Source organism: Paenibacillus sp. 23TSA30-6, assembly GCF_014858585.1.
Lineage (GTDB): Bacteria > Bacillota > Bacilli > Paenibacillales > Paenibacillaceae > Paenibacillus.
On record NZ_SLTL01000008.1, the window covers coordinates 1 to 17101 of the forward strand.

At 43.6% G+C, this 17101-nt stretch carries 14 protein-coding genes and 3 pseudogenes; 14 read left to right on the forward strand and 3 right to left on the reverse strand.

The window, feature by feature from the left end; translation table 11 throughout:
• From E0698_RS09005 to E0698_RS09055, 10 genes and pseudogenes are all read left to right on the forward strand, one after another.
• Nucleotides 1–1931: condensation domain-containing protein (locus E0698_RS09005; RefSeq protein WP_238353924.1), on the forward strand; the 1931-nt coding region annotated here is incomplete at its 5' end.
• Between the two features lie 581 nt (nt 1932–2512).
• Nucleotides 2513–3351 (forward strand): annotated as a pseudogene (locus E0698_RS09015) (IS4 family transposase).
• 479 nt (nt 3352–3830) lie between these two features.
• A complete protein-coding gene (locus tag E0698_RS09020) occupies nt 3831–4355 on the forward strand; it encodes a hypothetical protein (RefSeq protein WP_192511336.1) in 525 nt (174 codons plus the stop codon).
• Nucleotides 4356–4586: 231 nt separating this feature from the next.
• Nucleotides 4587–4790 (forward strand): hypothetical protein, encoded by a 204-nt coding sequence (locus tag E0698_RS09025; RefSeq protein WP_192511337.1) that lies wholly within the window; start codon nt 4587–4589, stop codon nt 4788–4790.
• A gap of 203 nt (nt 4791–4993) precedes the next feature.
• The gene (locus E0698_RS09030) at nt 4994–5572 is read left to right on the forward strand and encodes a TetR/AcrR family transcriptional regulator (RefSeq protein WP_134912401.1); all 579 of its coding nucleotides are present in this window, start codon (nt 4994–4996) and stop codon (nt 5570–5572) included.
• 580 nt (nt 5573–6152) lie between these two features.
• The gene (locus E0698_RS09035) at nt 6153–6935 is read left to right on the forward strand and encodes an SDR family NAD(P)-dependent oxidoreductase (RefSeq protein ID WP_192511338.1); all 783 of its coding nucleotides are present in this window, start codon (nt 6153–6155) and stop codon (nt 6933–6935) included.
• A gap of 162 nt (nt 6936–7097) precedes the next feature.
• Nucleotides 7098–7235: a hypothetical protein gene (locus tag E0698_RS09040; RefSeq protein ID WP_192511339.1), complete on the forward strand. Its 138-nt coding sequence runs from the start codon at nt 7098–7100 to the stop codon at nt 7233–7235.
• 130 nt (nt 7236–7365) lie between these two features.
• Nucleotides 7366–8105, forward strand: a pseudogene (locus E0698_RS09045) (SDR family oxidoreductase).
• A gap of 94 nt (nt 8106–8199) precedes the next feature.
• The gene (locus tag E0698_RS09050; RefSeq protein WP_192511340.1) at nt 8200–8898 is read left to right on the forward strand and encodes an SDR family oxidoreductase; all 699 of its coding nucleotides are present in this window, start codon (nt 8200–8202) and stop codon (nt 8896–8898) included.
• 14 nt (nt 8899–8912) lie between these two features.
• Nucleotides 8913–9176: a muconolactone Delta-isomerase family protein gene (locus E0698_RS09055; RefSeq protein WP_134912408.1), complete on the forward strand. Its 264-nt coding sequence runs from the start codon at nt 8913–8915 to the stop codon at nt 9174–9176.
• Nucleotides 9177–9978: 802 nt separating this feature from the next.
• Here E0698_RS09055 and bglS read toward each other — a convergent pair.
• The 3 genes and pseudogenes from bglS to arsM form a co-directional block, all read right to left on the reverse strand.
• On the reverse strand, nt 9979–10692 hold the full coding sequence (gene bglS, locus E0698_RS09060; RefSeq protein ID WP_149095261.1) for a beta-glucanase: 714 nt from the start codon (nt 10690–10692) through the stop codon (nt 9979–9981).
• A gap of 377 nt (nt 10693–11069) precedes the next feature.
• Entirely contained in the window at nt 11070–11555 is a 486-nt protein-coding gene (locus E0698_RS09065) for an arsinothricin resistance N-acetyltransferase ArsN1 family A (protein ID WP_192511341.1), read from the reverse strand.
• Between the two features lie 24 nt (nt 11556–11579).
• A pseudogene (gene arsM, locus E0698_RS09070) lies at nt 11580–11879 on the reverse strand (arsenite methyltransferase); the annotation flags it as partial.
• Nucleotides 11880–12643: 764 nt separating this feature from the next.
• Between arsM and E0698_RS09075 the strand changes: the two are divergent.
• The 4 genes from E0698_RS09075 to E0698_RS09090 all read left to right on the forward strand — a co-directional run bounded on the left by E0698_RS09075 (nt 12644) and on the right by E0698_RS09090 (nt 17066).
• Nucleotides 12644–13996 carry an alkaline phosphatase gene (locus tag E0698_RS09075; protein WP_192511342.1) on the forward strand — a complete coding sequence of 451 codons (1353 nt, stop codon included), beginning with the start codon at nt 12644–12646 and terminating at the stop codon, nt 13994–13996.
• A gap of 131 nt (nt 13997–14127) precedes the next feature.
• Complete coding sequence (locus E0698_RS09080; RefSeq protein WP_149095258.1) at nt 14128–14436, forward strand: hypothetical protein; 309 nt, start codon at nt 14128–14130, stop codon at nt 14434–14436.
• Between the two features lie 163 nt (nt 14437–14599).
• Complete coding sequence (locus E0698_RS09085) at nt 14600–15577, forward strand: LacI family DNA-binding transcriptional regulator (RefSeq protein ID WP_192511343.1); 978 nt, start codon at nt 14600–14602, stop codon at nt 15575–15577.
• Nucleotides 15578–15740: 163 nt separating this feature from the next.
• Nucleotides 15741–17066, forward strand: coding sequence for an extracellular solute-binding protein (locus E0698_RS09090; protein ID WP_192511344.1), 1326 nt, complete (start codon nt 15741–15743; stop codon nt 17064–17066).
• Nucleotides 17067–17101 lie beyond the last annotated feature (35 nt).

The window sequence follows — 17101 nt, forward strand, 5'->3', positions numbered from 1 at the left end:
TCATCGGCCGGATCGACAACCAGGCGAAAATCCGGGGCTACCGGATTGAGACGGGCGAGATCGAGTCGCAGCTGCTGAGTGTAGGTGGCGTGAAGGAAGCGGTCGTCGTCGTCAGGGAAGATCAAGAAGGTCAGAAAGCTTTGTGCGCTTATTATACAGCGGAAGAAGGCTTGACGGCGGCAGACCTGAAACGGGCGATCTCCAGCGAGCTGCCGGGGTACATGATCCCGTCGTACTTCGTCGAGCTGGAGCGCCTGCCTCTGACGCCGAACGGGAAAATCGACCGGAAGGCGCTGCCGGCGCCGGAAGGGGGAGCAAGCGCAGGCCGCGAATACGTGGCGCCGCGCACCGAACTGGAGGCGAAACTGGTCGCCATCTGGCAGGACGTGCTCGGGCCGGTCACGATTGGCGTGACGGACAACTTCTTCGACCTCGGCGGGCACTCCCTGCGGGCGACGACGCTGGTCAGCAAGGTGCACAAGGAGCTGAGCGTGGACCTGCCGCTGCGCGATGTGTTCCGGCACTCGACCATCGAAGCGATGGCCGAAGCGATCAGCCAATTGGAGCGGCAGGAACACCTCTCCATTCCGGTTCTGGATAAGAGGGATTACTATCCGCTTTCCTCCGTGCAAAAACGGCTGTACATCCAGCAGCAGATGGAAGGCGCCGAGCTTAGCTACAACATGTCCGGCATGACGGTTCTCGTCGGGCGCTTGGAACGGAATCAATTCGAGGCGGCGCTCAAAGGATTGATAGCTCGTCACGAAATTTTGCGAACCGGCTTCGAAATGGTCGACGGCGAACCGGTACAATGGATTTATCCGGACTTGAAGTTTGCCGTCGAGTATACGAAAGCGACGGAAAGTGAAACGAAGAGCATCGTAGACGGCTTTGTGCGCGTCTTTGATTTGGAGCGGCCGCCGCTGCTGCGTGTGGGCTTAGTCGAATGGGAAGCGGAACGGCATCTGCTCATGCTGGACATTCATCATATCGTCACGGATGGCATGTCGATGGGCATCTTCGTCGAAGAGCTGCTGCGCCTGTATAACGGCGAGACTCTGGAACCGCTTCGGATTCAATACAAGGAATTCGCCGCTTGGCAGCAGTCCGAACCTGTAAAAGAGCGGCTGAAACGTCAGGAAGCCTACTGGCTGGACGTGCTGGAAGGCGAACTGCCGACGCTTGAACTGCCTACGGACTTTGTCAGACCTGCCGCTCGCAGCTTTGAGGGAGATGTGCTACCTTTCAGCATCGACAAGCAGATGACCGACAGCTTGCAGCGCATCGCCGATGAGAACGGTGCCACCCTTTATATGGTGTTATTGGCGGCCTATTCAATCCTGCTCAGCAAGTACTCGGGACAAGAAGACTTCATTGTAGGCACGCCGGTTTCGGGCCGCACACATGCCGACCTGGAGCCGCTCATCGGAATGTTTGTCAACACTTTGGCGATTCGCCATTATCCGTCCGGGGAGAAGACGTTCCTCGCTTACTTGAACGAAGTCAAAGAAACGATGCTGGGGGCCTACGACCACCAGGATTATCCGTTTGAGGAGCTTGTGAAAAAGCTGCAGGCGCCGCGAGATCAAAGCCGCAATCCTGTATTCGATGTCATGTTTGCTCTGGAAACCAAGGAAGATAACGTTCAAAGCTTCGGGGATATCAAGATCGAATCTTATCCGGAAACTCATACGGTTTCCCAATTTGATCTTACCTTGGTCATTTCGATGCTGGATGAGGGAATGAACGGGCAGTTTGAATATGCCACCAAGTTGTTTACGCGCAATCTGATCGACAATTTCGCTCAGGACCTGCTCGTGATCGTCACCCAAATTTGCGAACAGCCTTCGGTGCTGTTGAAGGATATTTCCCTGAACGGGCAATCCGAACAGGAGCAAGATGTGCTAGAGGCCATTGATATTATTTTCTAATCCCTTACCCGGCTTGGGTGTATACCGTATTTCTCTCGGTACGCATCCTTGCCGGGTGTTTTTTTCCAAATGAAAGAGAAAAATCCACCACAGGAATCTGACGTCAAGTGCCGCTGAGCAACTATTTCAATTTATTGGAAAATCGACAAAACACAACAGAAATCGTAGTTTACCTTCGGTATACTAAGAATCAAACCATTTAAACAGAGATAATTCCACCATAAAATCCGAATACCCGAAAAACGAAAAGAAGTAATTGCCGATCGTTGCAGACGAGTTTAATCTTTTGACTATGACACCAGAAGAACAACAAAAGGCACACGAAGACTACAGGAAGAAATACAGATATCTAAAACGTGCGCAGCGGCTACTCGTTTACTACTACCTCATAGGGGAAAAGTTCCGAAATACAATGGCCGAAATAGGCCGCAGGAAGGGCTGAGAGAGATAGCCGACGACGTTCTGAGTAAGGAATTTCAACAGGAATGCTAGGCTTGGAATCGATCTCACCGGCACAATTATGCCGCAAGCATAATCAGGTGGATCAGGACCTGCTCCAGCAGGTTTTCGAGCGGCTGGCTATGCAGATTTTGTCTAGGCATGGCTGTTCGATAGCAGACCGCAAAGCACTCCGGATTATCGACTCTACCACCGTTGCTCTTTGCTTGCGGAGGTACAAGTGGGCCGACTTTCGCAAGACCAAGGCTGGTATAAAGCTTCACCTCCGCCTTGCTTTTGCAGATGCTCATGAGGTCCTGCCAGAGAAGGCAACCATTACGACAGCCAAGAAAAATGACCGGACACAGATGGATGACCTTATCGAAGATGCCGGAATCACCTATGTGTTGACCGCGGTTACGTGGACTACAAAGCATTCGATCGTTATTGCTCGGACGGGATATACTTCGTGACTCGCTTGAAGGAGAACGCGGTGATCGAACCGCTCCAATCGCTTGAAATTCCAGAGGACAGCAAGGTCACTATGGATGAATGGGTGCTGGTAGGTTCCACGCAAAAGCGGATGAAGCACAAGCTTCGCATGATGGAAACAACCGATTCACAGGGCAATTTTCTCATTCTGCTCACCAACCGTTTCGATCTGTCTTGCGATGAAATCAGTGAGATGTACCGCAGCCGCTGGGCCATTGAGACCTTCTTCAAATGGATGAAGCAGCACCTGAAGATTAAGCATTTCTATGGAACAAGCAAACAGGCCGTGCACAACCAGGTTTGGCTGACACTCATCGCTTTTTGCCTGCTTATGCTGGCCAAACTGGACGCGAACGTAGAGCACTCCCTCCTGCAAATCCAGCGGTGGCTGAAGGCTCTGATTTGGAAGCCCTATGCACAGTGGATCGGGCGTATGAAGCGAAAACCGAGCCGCAAGTCGGCAGGACGAAAGCGGTTAGAACCCACGTAACTGAGCCGGCCCGAAGGGCGTTGTCTGACGCAAAAGCCAAGTAAATATACATAAATTTTCAAATGGACAGGGCTACCTTTAGTGGCTGCTCGACCTTTTGGTTCTCATGGTAGATGCTAATTATCTGAATTGTCTGTCAATGTTTTATGCAACGCTAGTGAGAATATCTAAGGCATTGGAATAACTACTGGATAAAACTACCACCCAAATCTGCTTGGTAGTTTTTTATTTTGTAAAAGGGGTCGAATAAGCTGAATTGAGATTTTTAAGACTCTCTTTATATCCTGCATTTCCTGCATAAATCCCATTTAGATTTATCATAAAATGATGCTGTTTTTTCAAGGCTTATCCGTCGAGATTTTTGTGCCAGTTTTTTTGTTTTCAGATCATTATCTCACTCACGGTTAATTGACGAACAATAGGCTCACCTCATTAGGGTTTTTAATATCGTATGATGGCACGAAGACTGTGCGGCTCCCGTGACACTAGATACCTTGGAAGCCTTAGAACAACAAATAAAAGTAATAAAGCACGATAATGGAATTTATAAAGTTAGAACGATTACAGACGAAGAGGATATAATACCTGTACCTGCAATTGGTAAACTGGTTTATAACATTGAAGAGGAAGAATCAACAATTAGAAAAGAAGACGTTAACGGAACTGAACTCGATTACGAAGAATATGATGAAGGGGGTGATTACTTTGTTCCATTACCTACTAATATTAAACCAATAATAGATAGTTTGAATTCACTAGATGACAGAAGAGTTCAAACTGTTATAAATTCTTTAGCCTTGGCAACAAAAGAGAATTTTGAAAATTGGCTTCAGAACTTAAAAATGAGTGAGTTTGAATATTTAATTACACCTTCAAATAGTTATCCTTATAAAAGGTATATAATCAGGAAAATTATTGCTAATTGTTGCGTATCACATCTTTCGTTACTTATAAATACACTTCTCAAATATCTCGAACGAGAGCCAATTGTCAGTTTATTATGACAATTTAATTGAGAGAGTAAAAAAATTTAAGGAAGATCAGAAGGAAGAGTTTATCGGTTTAATGGTGGATATAATTGATTCACTTAAGGACTATGTTCACAAGGGTCAACTTAATGGGAAAAAGACTTTAGCGAAACCAAACTTAGATAAATTGAGCTACCTTTTAACTATTTGCGGAAAATCAATCTATAAATCTGCTGAATTAGAGTACAAAGATGTCCAAACCGAAGTATGTTAGTTCCAGGGTATCAAGAGATAAAAAGGAAACGTGAAGCTCTTGGAGAAGACTTTTGGTATTATGCCGAAACGTTTTTTTCAGTATTAGAATCAGGAGGCTGGAATAGTAATCTACCTTCCATAAGTTCACTATTTAAAGAATTAAGTAAAATCAAGCTATCATTCGAACAAAAAAAGAGAATTAATAAACTATTATAGAATGTTTATTTCGTGTCATTTCCTCAGCCCCTTATCACTAGTAGTGTAGTGCATATACACTCTTAGTGTCCAAGTTCACTAGGGGGCTAAAGAGATTATACAACTTCACCAAATCCATAGTTGGATTACATGTACGATTATCGAAGTTATTTTATTTACTGATCGTTCCCGATGTGTTACATTAATTTTGGGAGGGAATTTATATGGCTAGAAGTAAAGAGTTTGAAGTGAACGAAGTATTGGATAAAGCAATGAAGATCTTTTGGGAACAAGGTTACGAGAAGACATCGATGAGTGACCTAGTCGAGCATATGGGAATTCATCGCAGAAGTATATATGATACATTCGATGACAAACATTCGCTGTTTCTGCAGGCTATGGATCGATACTGCAGCAAAGTTAACGCCACATTGCTCGCAGAAGTAAAAACGTCCAAAACTGCAGTGGAAGCACTGCATAAAATTTTTGGTTTTATGATCAGCGAATCAGAGGATATGCCATCTGGTTGCTTAATCGTGAATTCAGCGGTGGAGCTGGCCGCACGTGATACTGATGTGGATACCAGGTCAATTGAACTGTTTACGGTAGCAGAGCAGATGTTCGAGCAAATTATTCTTTGGGGACAGCGGGATGGAGAATTCTCCTCTAATCACGATGCCAAGAAAATGGCAGAATACCTGCACAATATCTCCGTTGGCATAAGAGCAATGGCAAGAACTTCGACGGATAAAGAAAAACTAAACCGGATAGTCAATGTATCGATGGAACTTTTAGAAAATTGATGCATTGATTTTTTTGCATATAATAGAATCATCATTCCCAAATCGCTTTTTAGAATGAGGGAAACAGTCGGGGTAGATTAGGAAGTAGTCTTGACTAAGCCTACACACGTGAAGTATCGATTCGTCATTGATATCAGCACGATGTAAGTTTGCCAGTTATATGTTTGTACAAATTTATAATCATTGATATGGCTGGTGTGCAATATCGATAGATAAAAGAGACAAGAAAGCAGCTGGCAGTTAAGGTCAGCTGCTTTCTTGTTTTTCTTCCTTAAGGCTTCTTTAGGTTGAAATGGTTCTCAGAAATGTAGCATATAAAAAAACAAAAAATACTTTACATTGTGTTACCTTAGTTTTGGGAGTGAGTTTTATGGCTAGAAGCAAAGAATTTGTAGAACCTTGGTTGGTAAAATAAAACGATGTCATATAGTCAACGTTTTTTTTGCATTTAATAGAATGAACGTTCCCAATTGCGTGGTAATGCCTTTGCTTAAGTTAAGTTCCCTATTTAATAGTAGTACATCACACTAAATAGTGATCAGGTCACAAACTTACAATAATTAATTGAGGTGGATACTAGATGAAAAAAACTGTACTTATTACTGGTGCTTCGGGTGGAATTGGAAAAGAGTTGGCGGATCGCTTTGCCAAAGATGGTCATAACATGGTCCTCGTGGCAAGAAGCGAGGCTAAGCTTATAGAATTGGCAAAAGGATATCGAGAAAAATACGGTGTTCACGTAAAGGTGTTCGCAAATGATGTGACGTCACCTGGCGTGGCCGAAGAAATCTCTGCCGAGCTTAAAAAGGAAGGAATCGCCGTCGACTATCTGGTCAATAATGCGGGCTTTGGCTTATATGGGTCATTCTTGGAAACAGATTTGGAACAAGAAATGAATATGATTGATGTCAATATCAAGGCTTTAACGATTATGACGAAGTTGTTCTTGCCGGATATGGTTAAGCGGCGCCAAGGGGGCGTAATGAATGTGGCTTCTGTAGCAGCTTTTTACCCCGGACCGCTAATGGCAGTGTACTTTGCCACGAAGGCATACGTTCTTTCATTCACAGAGGCGCTGGAGAATGAACTGACCGGAACGGGTGTGACTGTGACGGCTCTATGTCCTGGCCCAACGGCAACTGGTTTCGTCGATCGTTCAGACGTGGGATCTTCCAAGCTGTACCAAAGCGGTGTTATGGAAGTCGGAGTGGTGGCAGATGAGGCATATCGCGATTTCTTGCGTGGCAAGACACTCATCATTCCAGGAGCAATTCATCGTTTCATTACATCCCTACCACGGTTTTTACCTCGAAAAATGATGACAGGTCAAATCAGAGCACGTACAGAACATGTAGATCGTTGATTCTAGTTAATAGAATAGATTGGACAATCCCTAACATATGACAACAATGTACCAATAGTCCGTTAAGGTGCATCCAATATTTTTCTCAGCAAATCAGGAGCGGATAAGCAATGGTTCTCTGAAGTTTGGTTTCCAAAGGCAGAAGAAGCTGGATTGAAATATATGGCATTAATTACGCCAGAAAAGGCAATTGCTAGATCCTTTTTAAAACGACTTGATTCAGAGCTTACAGGAAGCTACGCCACTGAAAACTTTGATTCTATGGAAGAAGCCGTGGATTGGTTAGCTAAAAGCAAATAATGTTCCATAAGAATCATAGTTCTCAAATCATCCTTACAAATTCAGGTTCAGAGTTTACGAAGGCTAAAAGCAAGAACTAGGGTTCAAAAGAGAAAGCAATAGATAAGTTATAAACTAAGGAGGATTTAAAATGAAATTAACAGGAAACACGTTTTTATTACAGGCGGCGGTTCGGGAATTGGACGGGGATTAGCTGAGGCATTACACAAACTTGGAAACAAGGTTATCATCTCAGGACGGAGTAAAGAGCGTCTGGAGGAGACCATCCAAGCGAATCCTGGCATGTCTGCAGTGGAGCTGAATATACAGGACCCTGCAAGCGTAAATTCAGTCGCCCAGCAGTTAATTGAAGAATACCCAGATCTTAATGTATTGTTTAACAACGCTGGTATTTATACGCCTGAAGATCCGTCGGGGTTGGTTGACGAAGAAATTTTGGTTCAGACAGTCACCACAAACCTGCTTGGTCCGATTCGTATGGCGGCTGCGCTACAGGGTCATTTGAAATCCAAAGAAGAAGCTTATATTATCAATACGACTTCGATACTCGGATTCGTACCGGTGGCACAGGGGGCTATATATTCTGCGACGAAAGCAGCGCTTCATTCCTATACACTGACCCAGCGCTACATCCTGAAAGACACCTCGGTGAAAGTACTGGAAATTGCGCCGCCATTGGTTCAAACGCAAATGATCAATTATGATCCGAATGCGATGCCACTTGCAGCATTCATTGAAGAAACGATGAATGTACTTGGTACAGATACAGATGAGGTTCTGGTGGAGTCAGCAAAAATGTATCGTAATAATCCGGGCCCGAACGAAAGCGTTCTTGTGAACCAAGTTAACGATATGACGTCTGGTCAGTAATTCGCTTTTATGATAAAGCACCCTGTAGATGACAAAATGGATGGATGTATACCAATTTAAGAACAATAACTCCAAAAAAAAGGAGTAATAAAAAATGAATATTTCTAAACAAGTTGCTATTGTCAGTGGTTCTAATCGAGGTTTAGGCAAGGAGCTGGCTCTTGAACTTCTAGCTAGGGGAGCTAAAGTGTACGCTGGAGCGAACCCGGAAACAATTGATCTGTCGGGTGCTATTCCACTGCAGCTCGATATTACAGATCCGAAATCCGTCATGGCTGCGGCTGAGGTTGCTGGTGATGCAACCCTTCTAATCAACAATGCAGGTTCCGCCACTGGCGCTTCTCTCCTCACAGGTGAGCTAGACGATATTCATTTGGAATTCGACACTCATGTTTTCGGCACACTTTCAATGATTCGCACTTTTGCACCCGTTATTGAAAAAAATGGAGGAGGTTCGATACTGAATATCCTGTCCGCATTATCTTGGATCAATATCGGTAACTCAGGCGCGTATTCAGCTGCAAAATCCGCTCAATGGGGAATAACAAACGCATTACGTTTAGATTTAGCCCCTAAGAACATTAAGCTTGCCGGATTGCACGTAGCGTTCATGGACACCGATATGACAGCTGGCATCCAAGCACCTAAGACATCTCCGAAGGACATCGCTAAAATCGCGATCGATGGAATCGAATCCGATCTCTACGAGATTGTTGCTGATGATACAAGTCGAAATGTACAACAGGGCCTCTCTGCAGGAATTTCTTCCCTGTACCCACAATTGTTTGAATAAAAGGAGGAGTGTACATGCGTTTTCTCGTTCATGTCAAAATCAAACCAACGACTACTGAGAAAGAAATTGTGGAACTGTTACCAGCGGAACAAGCACGATTTGCTGAATTAGTGGAACAGGGGCTAATCAAATCCTTTTACCTTTCCCACACAATGGACGAGCATTGGTCCATTTGTATTGGAGACAGCTTAGAAGAGGTCCGAGTTGCTGTGGAGTCATTGCCGTTTTATAAATTTATGGCAGTAGAATACACCGCGCTAGTCGACGATAAGCGTTAGTGGGCGGGAGCGCTGTTGCGGTTGTTCTTTATTTGATTGCGAGAGCCATTCTGCGCAGTACAGGAATACGAAAGGGCCTATGCAAATTGCAATTGGCATGAATGTGCTTCCTTTGGCGCTCAACTATGTTCTGATTTTCGGAGCGCATGGTTTTCCAGAGCTGGAATTGTCAGGTGCAGCCTAGTCCATCATCATTAGCCGTTTCATCGCAGGTGCCGGGATTTGGAAAGAAATGAAGCAAAATTCAAGGAACTCCTTAATAGAGAAGATATATGCTTTGATGACATGAGTGAGATTTTGGATACTACCTACTATTGGATAGAAAAAGAACTTAAAAAGCCAATTACTCATTGAAAATAGCGTCGTTTACTGAAACACATCAAGACAGGTCAAAATTCGAGTGTTCACCGCTATGGCTCGTAACGATGTGCTTCAACAATTCCTCAATCTGGATCGCTCTATGCAGACTCCGAACAGTTTAAAAACCAGCCTACCTATGAGCAAAGAATATTTTCATTTGATGTACAAAATAGGTGCTACCCGATATGCATATCATGAGAAAATAAAAGTGGAACAACAATTGTTTCTGGTTTATACGGGGTAGTACCAGCGTCGCTGACACCACCCGCAAACGTATGGGTTAAACTGGGGATTTATTAAATACCTGATTATATTCAAGCTACGCATCGGTGATCGCCAGCTTTAGATAGACTTCCAGCGATTTTCTTCATGGCCGGAACATATCTGAATCAATGCATTATCAAAAAAAGCAGCCACTACAGGGCTGCTTTTGTACTACGGGCTAATTGCTCGTGTATTTTACCCAATCGTATTCGGCGTATAGCGGATTCGCTCCGTTATACGGACCTAGCCAGTCGTCAACACCAGTGCCATTCCATAAATTCATCATAATCTTGCCTGGCGTGCTCGGTATGTTCGTAGTTGCCGTATGCTTTAGAACCCCGTCAACATACCACTTAATGTATCCTGGCTGCCAATCGAATGCATAGGTGTGAAAGCCTCTTGATGCATCAAAGCCCAGATCAACAATCTTCTCGTGACCACCGACCCCGTTTGTATAATAGTTGAATTGCACTTTTGTCGTGTCTTTACCTAAAAATTCAATATCTATTTCATCCCATTGCGTGCCATCAGTAGGTCCCGTATACGTAAAAAAGGAAGATACGATCCCTGTATTTTTAGCAGGCTTCATGCTGACCTCGTATAAGCCGTATCTGTAAGTGTTCGTCGATCGATACTCTCCGCAGTCAAATTTATTGTACGCAGAACTCGTTAAGCCAAGCTTCATTTTGCCATCGTTCGTAAAATTGACATTATTGGCACGCCAAGTGCAATTAAACATGTTCCCATTGGAATATCCGTCCGCCTTTTGCCATGCACCCGAATTGAAACCATTAAGTGGTTCCCAAAAAACATTCCCCGCATAAACGCTTACCGAAAAAAACAGAGAGACAATGCCCGTGACCATTAAAGTGAACCAAGATTTCTTCTTCATTTTACACCTCCATAAAAGATTGACCAAACATGAAAGAAAAGGCTGACAATGATACATTATTTCAAGTATTGACCGGCTTACCGAAAAAAATATAAAACGCTTCCATATTTGGTATCTTCATTGTAGCCTGAAAATGAGGCGTACACTATAGCAAACTTAACGCTCGAAACATAATTTAAAAAAACCTAAATTTTATCAAGTTGTGGTTTAAAAATGCACCGCTGGGCCGCTACTCACGCCGATAACTAGAGCGCCAGCACCATGATTCCGCCGCGCTTCATCATCATGCTATGGAAGTTGAATCAAAGAAGGATGATTAAAGAAAAGATAGCAAGACCTTTTTAAGGGGGTCTTGCTATCTTTATGGTTTAGAGAAATTATTCCATAATCATTACGTCTATATATTGGCCGTCCATAACCTCTTGCTTTTCAAAAACGTGGACTTCACGGTAACCGATCTTCCGATAAAGTCTTTGACCGTTTTCATTAAAGGGGAAGGTAAACAGGATAATCTTATAAAAATTGTTTTTCCGGGCTTCTTTCTCTAATTCCAAATGAAGTGCACTGCCAACGCCTTTACTGCGGAAGGTTCGGTCTACGTAAATCGAAAGGTCCGCAATGCCATCATAAGCACAACGATGAGAATAACGATTTAAAGAAGCCCAGCCAACCACGATCCCATCCGATTCTGCGACCAAAACAGTATAACGACTTTGATGTACTTTAAACCAGTCAGTCATGTAGTCGAAGTCTTTGGCTTCCACCTCCAGTGTAGCTATCCGATCTTCAATCCCTTGAGTGTAAATGTCCAAAATACGGTTTAAATCTTCTGAGGTTGCTGTTCGAACGTTTAATATTGGCATACTGATCCCCCGCTCATAAGCACATTAGGCTTTCTTGGCTTTTATAACTGCGGAAACAATATAATCATCCACGTTTGCTCCAGGCACCCAATCCTTGATGAATGATTTGGATTCATCTTTAGGTTCGATGCTAATACTTGTAAATCCACTTTGCTGCAGCATGGATTTTACTTCTTCCAATGAGGAGGCGCCGGAAATACAGCCGGAATACAACTCATTTAGATCGTTTTTTATTTCAGGAGGAAGTTATGTGGTCGTGATGATATCGGAAATCGCTAATCTGCCGCCAGCTTGTAAAACATGATAGGCTTCATTGAACACCTTAGCGACGAAGCATTTTAAATACAATATGGGTGAATGTCTTAAATGTGGGGAATTAAATACATTAGGAGTTTGTATGAGATGCGATAAGGTTTTAAACCAAGAAGATGATGGACTTTGCGTGAGTTGTGAAGAATATATAGAATCTCAATTTTTTATACTGCTGAATTAGTCATTTTAGCCCTAATTAAAGAAAACCTCCTAATATTTAACCTTTTGTCTACGGATAATAAAGTTGTGTCCTAAAAGCAAATATTTGTAATTTGAACTTAAATTACTTTCATTTCTATGGCATCAAAATTCACTTTTTCATCCAGTAACAAACGATTTTTACATGCAATCGTTAAAAACACCTTATTATTGTTAGGAATAACGCATTCTAGGGAATGTCCAGAGGAGCAAAAAAAGAAGGGATTTTGGGAACTCTCCGTACTTTTTGCCAGTACTTCTCCACATACAGGGCATTCAGATATAAGCATGATATTGTGGGTGTCACATACAAGGGTACCTGCTAATGGAATAATTTGAAGGTGTAAAAGCAAAGGATGACTCCTGGCTAGTCTATTTCCTTGGATATAAGGTAAAAGAGGATTAAGTACATCATTTTATCCAAACAAGCTTTGCTATATTCGACCAACAACTTATTTCTTCCTCTTTACATTTTGATTACATAAAACTATCTCTCCCTTCATATACGAATACTAATATTATCTATGTGTTAGCCGATTATCATCGGTAATCTCAGAATAAATAATAGGGGGTACTTTATGTTTGGCAATCTTTTCAAAAAAATATTACCTATCGTTATGGTGTCATCAATCGCAGTTACTGCCGTTGTGTCAGGAGGAGCTTCTGCACAAGCAGCTTCAGACACAAAGAAAATTAAAAATGTAATTTTTTTAATTGGTGATGGCATGGGTCCATCATATATTTCTGCCTATCGGTATATGAAAGATAACCCGGCAACCCCCCTGATGGAAAAAACAGAGTTTGATCAGTATCTTGTAGGTGCTCAAACGACGTATCCGGAAGATGAGGCTCAAAATATAACAGACTCCGCTTCAGCTGCCACAGCAATGTCTGCCGGTGTTAAAACATACAATGCTGCCATTGCCGTAGATAACGATAAAACTGATGTCAAAACGGTATTAGAGCAAGCGAAGGAAAACGGGAAATCTACCGGCTTAGTTGCAACATCTGAGATCACTCATGCTACTCCTGCAGCATTTGGCGCACATGATGTTAGCCGTAAAAACATGAACGCTATTGCTGATGATTACTTTGATGAAAAAATTAATGGAAAGCACAAGGTGGATGTCCTGCTTGGTGGTGGACTAAGCAATTTTGTGCGTAAAGACCGAAACTTAACTGAAGAGTTCAAGAAAGCCGGTTACGGTTATGTCACTGATCGGGAAGGATTGCTGAACAATAAAAACGATCAAATTCTCGGTCTATTTGCCGAAGGTGGACTAGATAAAGCAATCGATCGTGCCAAAGAAACGCCTTCTTTAGAAGATATGACTAATGCTGCAATCAGTCGATTAAATAAAAATGATAATGGTTTCTTCCTGATGATTGAAGGAAGCCAAATTGACTGGGCAGGTCATGACAACGACGTGGTTGCTTCCATGAGTGAAATGGCGGATTTTGAAAAAGCATTTAAAGCAGCGATCGACTTTGCCAAGAAAGACGGCAATACATTAGTAGTTGCAACTGCTGATCATTCTACCGGCGGATTTTCGGTCGGTGCAAATGGAGAATATAACTTTAATGTAGCACCAATTAAAGCAGCAACGCGCACACCAGATTTTATGGCTAAAGAAATTGTTGCTGGCGCAAGTGTTGAAGATACACTTAAGAAATATATCTCCTTAGATCTTACAGAAAGTGAAGTTCAATCGGTCAAAACTGCTTCTGCTACAAAGGACGAAGTTAAAATCGATAATGCCATTGAAGCCATCTTCAACACTCGTTCATTTGCTGGCTGGACAACAGGTGGTCATACTGGAGAAGATGTGCCGGTCTATGCTTACGGGCCAGGGAAAGAATTGTTTACGGGACTTATCGATAATACAGATAATGCAAAGAACATTTTTGACATTCTGAAAAAAAGCAAATAAATAACAAAAGAAAAAAAGGGTATTTGGATTCATAAACTGTGACCCGAAAGATGGACACTTTGAAAAAAAAGTGACTTCTCTCGGGTCTCTTTGCGTTTATAATCGATATACTGAAAGGTTGGGGATACAAAATGGGGAACCGTTGGTCTACCGAGCTGGCAGCTCTAAAGGCCTATCAGGAGGGGAAAACTCCTGCGGACATCTTCAGCGAGGCAGGATTCAACTTAGATATGATCGGACGGGAGAATCCGAATAGATGCTTAAAACGTTGGAGGAAAACCTTGGCTTCTCAAGGTGAAGCAGGTCTTCTGGAAGAGCAACGAGGAAAAGGCAGCACGGGAAGGCCCGCAGCAGAGCAGTCGATGGAGAAGAAGCTTGCACAAGCTGAGGCACGTATAAAGCTATTTGTTGTGCTCAAAAAACAGTGTATCAGTTTTTAAATTGAAGATTGTAGAGCAATTTTAACCTCTAATTTGGGATTCGCAAAGTTCAGTCACCTAACATTTACAGCCATTTTGAAGACCCGCCGTTATGTAAGGTTGTCGAAATGGTGAGGAGAGAGTATAGTTTGTATGTATTTATTTTGTGCGGGAAGAGGTTAATATGGCGACAATTCACGATGTAGCGTTAAAAGCCGGTGTGTCGGTCACTACAGTATCCCGTGTAATGAATAACCGGGGATATATCAGCGAAACTACACGCAAAAAAGTGTTCGACGCAATGGAGGAGCTTAATTATCAACCGAATGAAATAGCACGATCTCTGCTACGCAAGCAGTCCAATATTATTGGCCTTATTATTCCCAATGTCTCTCATCCTTTCTTCGGTGAGCTTGCCAATCAGGTCGAGTATTATGCCTATCAGCATGACTGCAAGGTCCTGCTGTGCAATTCGCATATGGATCCCGTGAAGGAAAAAGTATATATCGATATGCTGAAGCGAAACCGGGTAGACGGCATCATTATGGGTAGCCATACTTTAGAAGTAGAAGAGTATCGCCATTTGAATTCACCGATTGTGACATTTGATAGGCAGATTGACCCGTATATTCCGTATATATCTTCGGATAATTATCGTGGAGGCGAGTTGGCCACGGAGCTGCTCATTCGCAAAGGCTGCCGGAAAATTGCCCATATATGCGGAAATCTGGAGCTGAACATGCTGTCCAATGAGCGGACCAAAGCATTCCGGGATGTCGTGGGCAAGCATAGTGTCCAGCATGTGATCGTTCAAACGGACTTGAATGTGTTTGACCAGAAGGAGTACGAGCGAATCATCTCGAAACTCATTCATGAACATCCAGATGTTGATGGGGTGTTCGCAACAAGCGATATTATTGCCGCGTTCGCGTTGAAAGAATATATCCGCGCCGGAAGGCATGTGCCGGGGAGTGTGCGTATTGTAGGCTTCGATGATGTAAGCGCTGCATCCTGGCTGACGCCGGAACTTACATCGGTAAGACAGCCGACTGCAGACATCGGCAGACTGGCAGTCGAGCTGATTCGCAGGCAGGCGGAGGGGGAGCAGGTACAGCCTGTCAATCTGCTGCCTGTTGAACTGATTGAGCGTGCAACGACCTGAATGAAATCTGTTCCTCTAACAAGGGGAACAGATTTTTTTTAGTACATGTTAAAAGTTCAACATGTCAAACGATTGACACAAGTTAAACCTTTGACATATAATCCGTTTGTAAGCGTTTTATTTAAGTGTTCAGAGCCATTATATAAATAAGGGGATGACAACAGTGAGGAAATTCAAAAGAGTTCAATGGATGGTAATGCTGCTTCTTTTGGTTATGGTGATGTCTGCATGCGGTGGCTCCGGTGGAGAAGGTAATTCGGCTTCCGGAGGGGGATCAGCGGATTCGAAAAATGTGAAAATTACGCTTTTGAACTCCAAAGGTGAAATCCTTCCACAGCTGGAGGATGCCGCCAAGGCATTCGAGAAAGACAATCCGGGCATTACTGTTGAAATCCAGCCGGTTCCGAACGGTGGATCGCCTTTTGAGCGTGCCTCCGCATTGTATGCATCCGGAAATCCACCGACCATGATGATGCTAGATACAGGCGATGTCGAGAAATTCAAGGACCGTATCCTCGATCTAAACGGAGAAAAGTGGAATGCGGACACTGTTGAAAACGCTACGAAAGCTACGACATTTGACGGTAAAAATTACGCGTTTCCGCTGGCTGTTGAAGGCTACGGATTCATTTACAACAAAGCCGTTGTTGATAAAGCGGTAGGCGGAACCTTTGATCCCGCCACAATTAAAACCCGAAATGACCTTGAAAAACTGTTTCAGCAAATCGAGACATCCGGAAAGAAAGCACTGGTGATTTCACCAATGGACTGGTCCCTTGGCGCTCATTATTTGCCTCTTGCTTATGCAGGCCAGAACAAAGACATGGCTAAAGTGGACAAATTCATGGCGACACTGAAAGCGGGCCAGGCTGATTTGGCTAACAATCCGGTATTTAACGGACTTATGGATACATTCGACGTCATGATGAAATACAATATCGACCAGGCTTCCCCGCTGGCAGGAGCTTATGAACGCGGACCGGAGCTGCTCGGCAAAGGCGAAGTTGGCATTTGGTTCATGGGCAACTGGGCATGGCCGCAAATCAGCAGTTTTGATACCGCTAACAAAAAATATGGTTTCCTGCCTGTACCGATCAGCAATAATGCCAATGACTACGGCAATCAGGAAATTTCGTCCGCTGTATCCAAACGTATTGTCATTGACAAGGAGAAGACTACTCCGGAACAGCAGGAGGCGGCGAAAAAGTTCCTGAACTGGATCGTCTATGAAGAGAAAGGCCAGGATTTCCTCGTGAACAAAGCGAACATTATCCCGGCGTTCAAAAATATTACACTGCCTGCGGCCGACCCGCTTGGCAAGTCCATCCAGGATTATATCGCAAAAGGCAAGTCAGAGCAGTCGATGAGCACGCTGCCTGCCGATCACTGGTCCAAGACAGGATCTTCCATGCAAAAATATCTGGCGAAACAGGGCGACCGCGCAACACTGGTCAAAGAAATCGAAGACTACTGGAAAACAGCAAAATAAGGTTATTTTCAAATCACCCGGAATAGAGAGAGGGA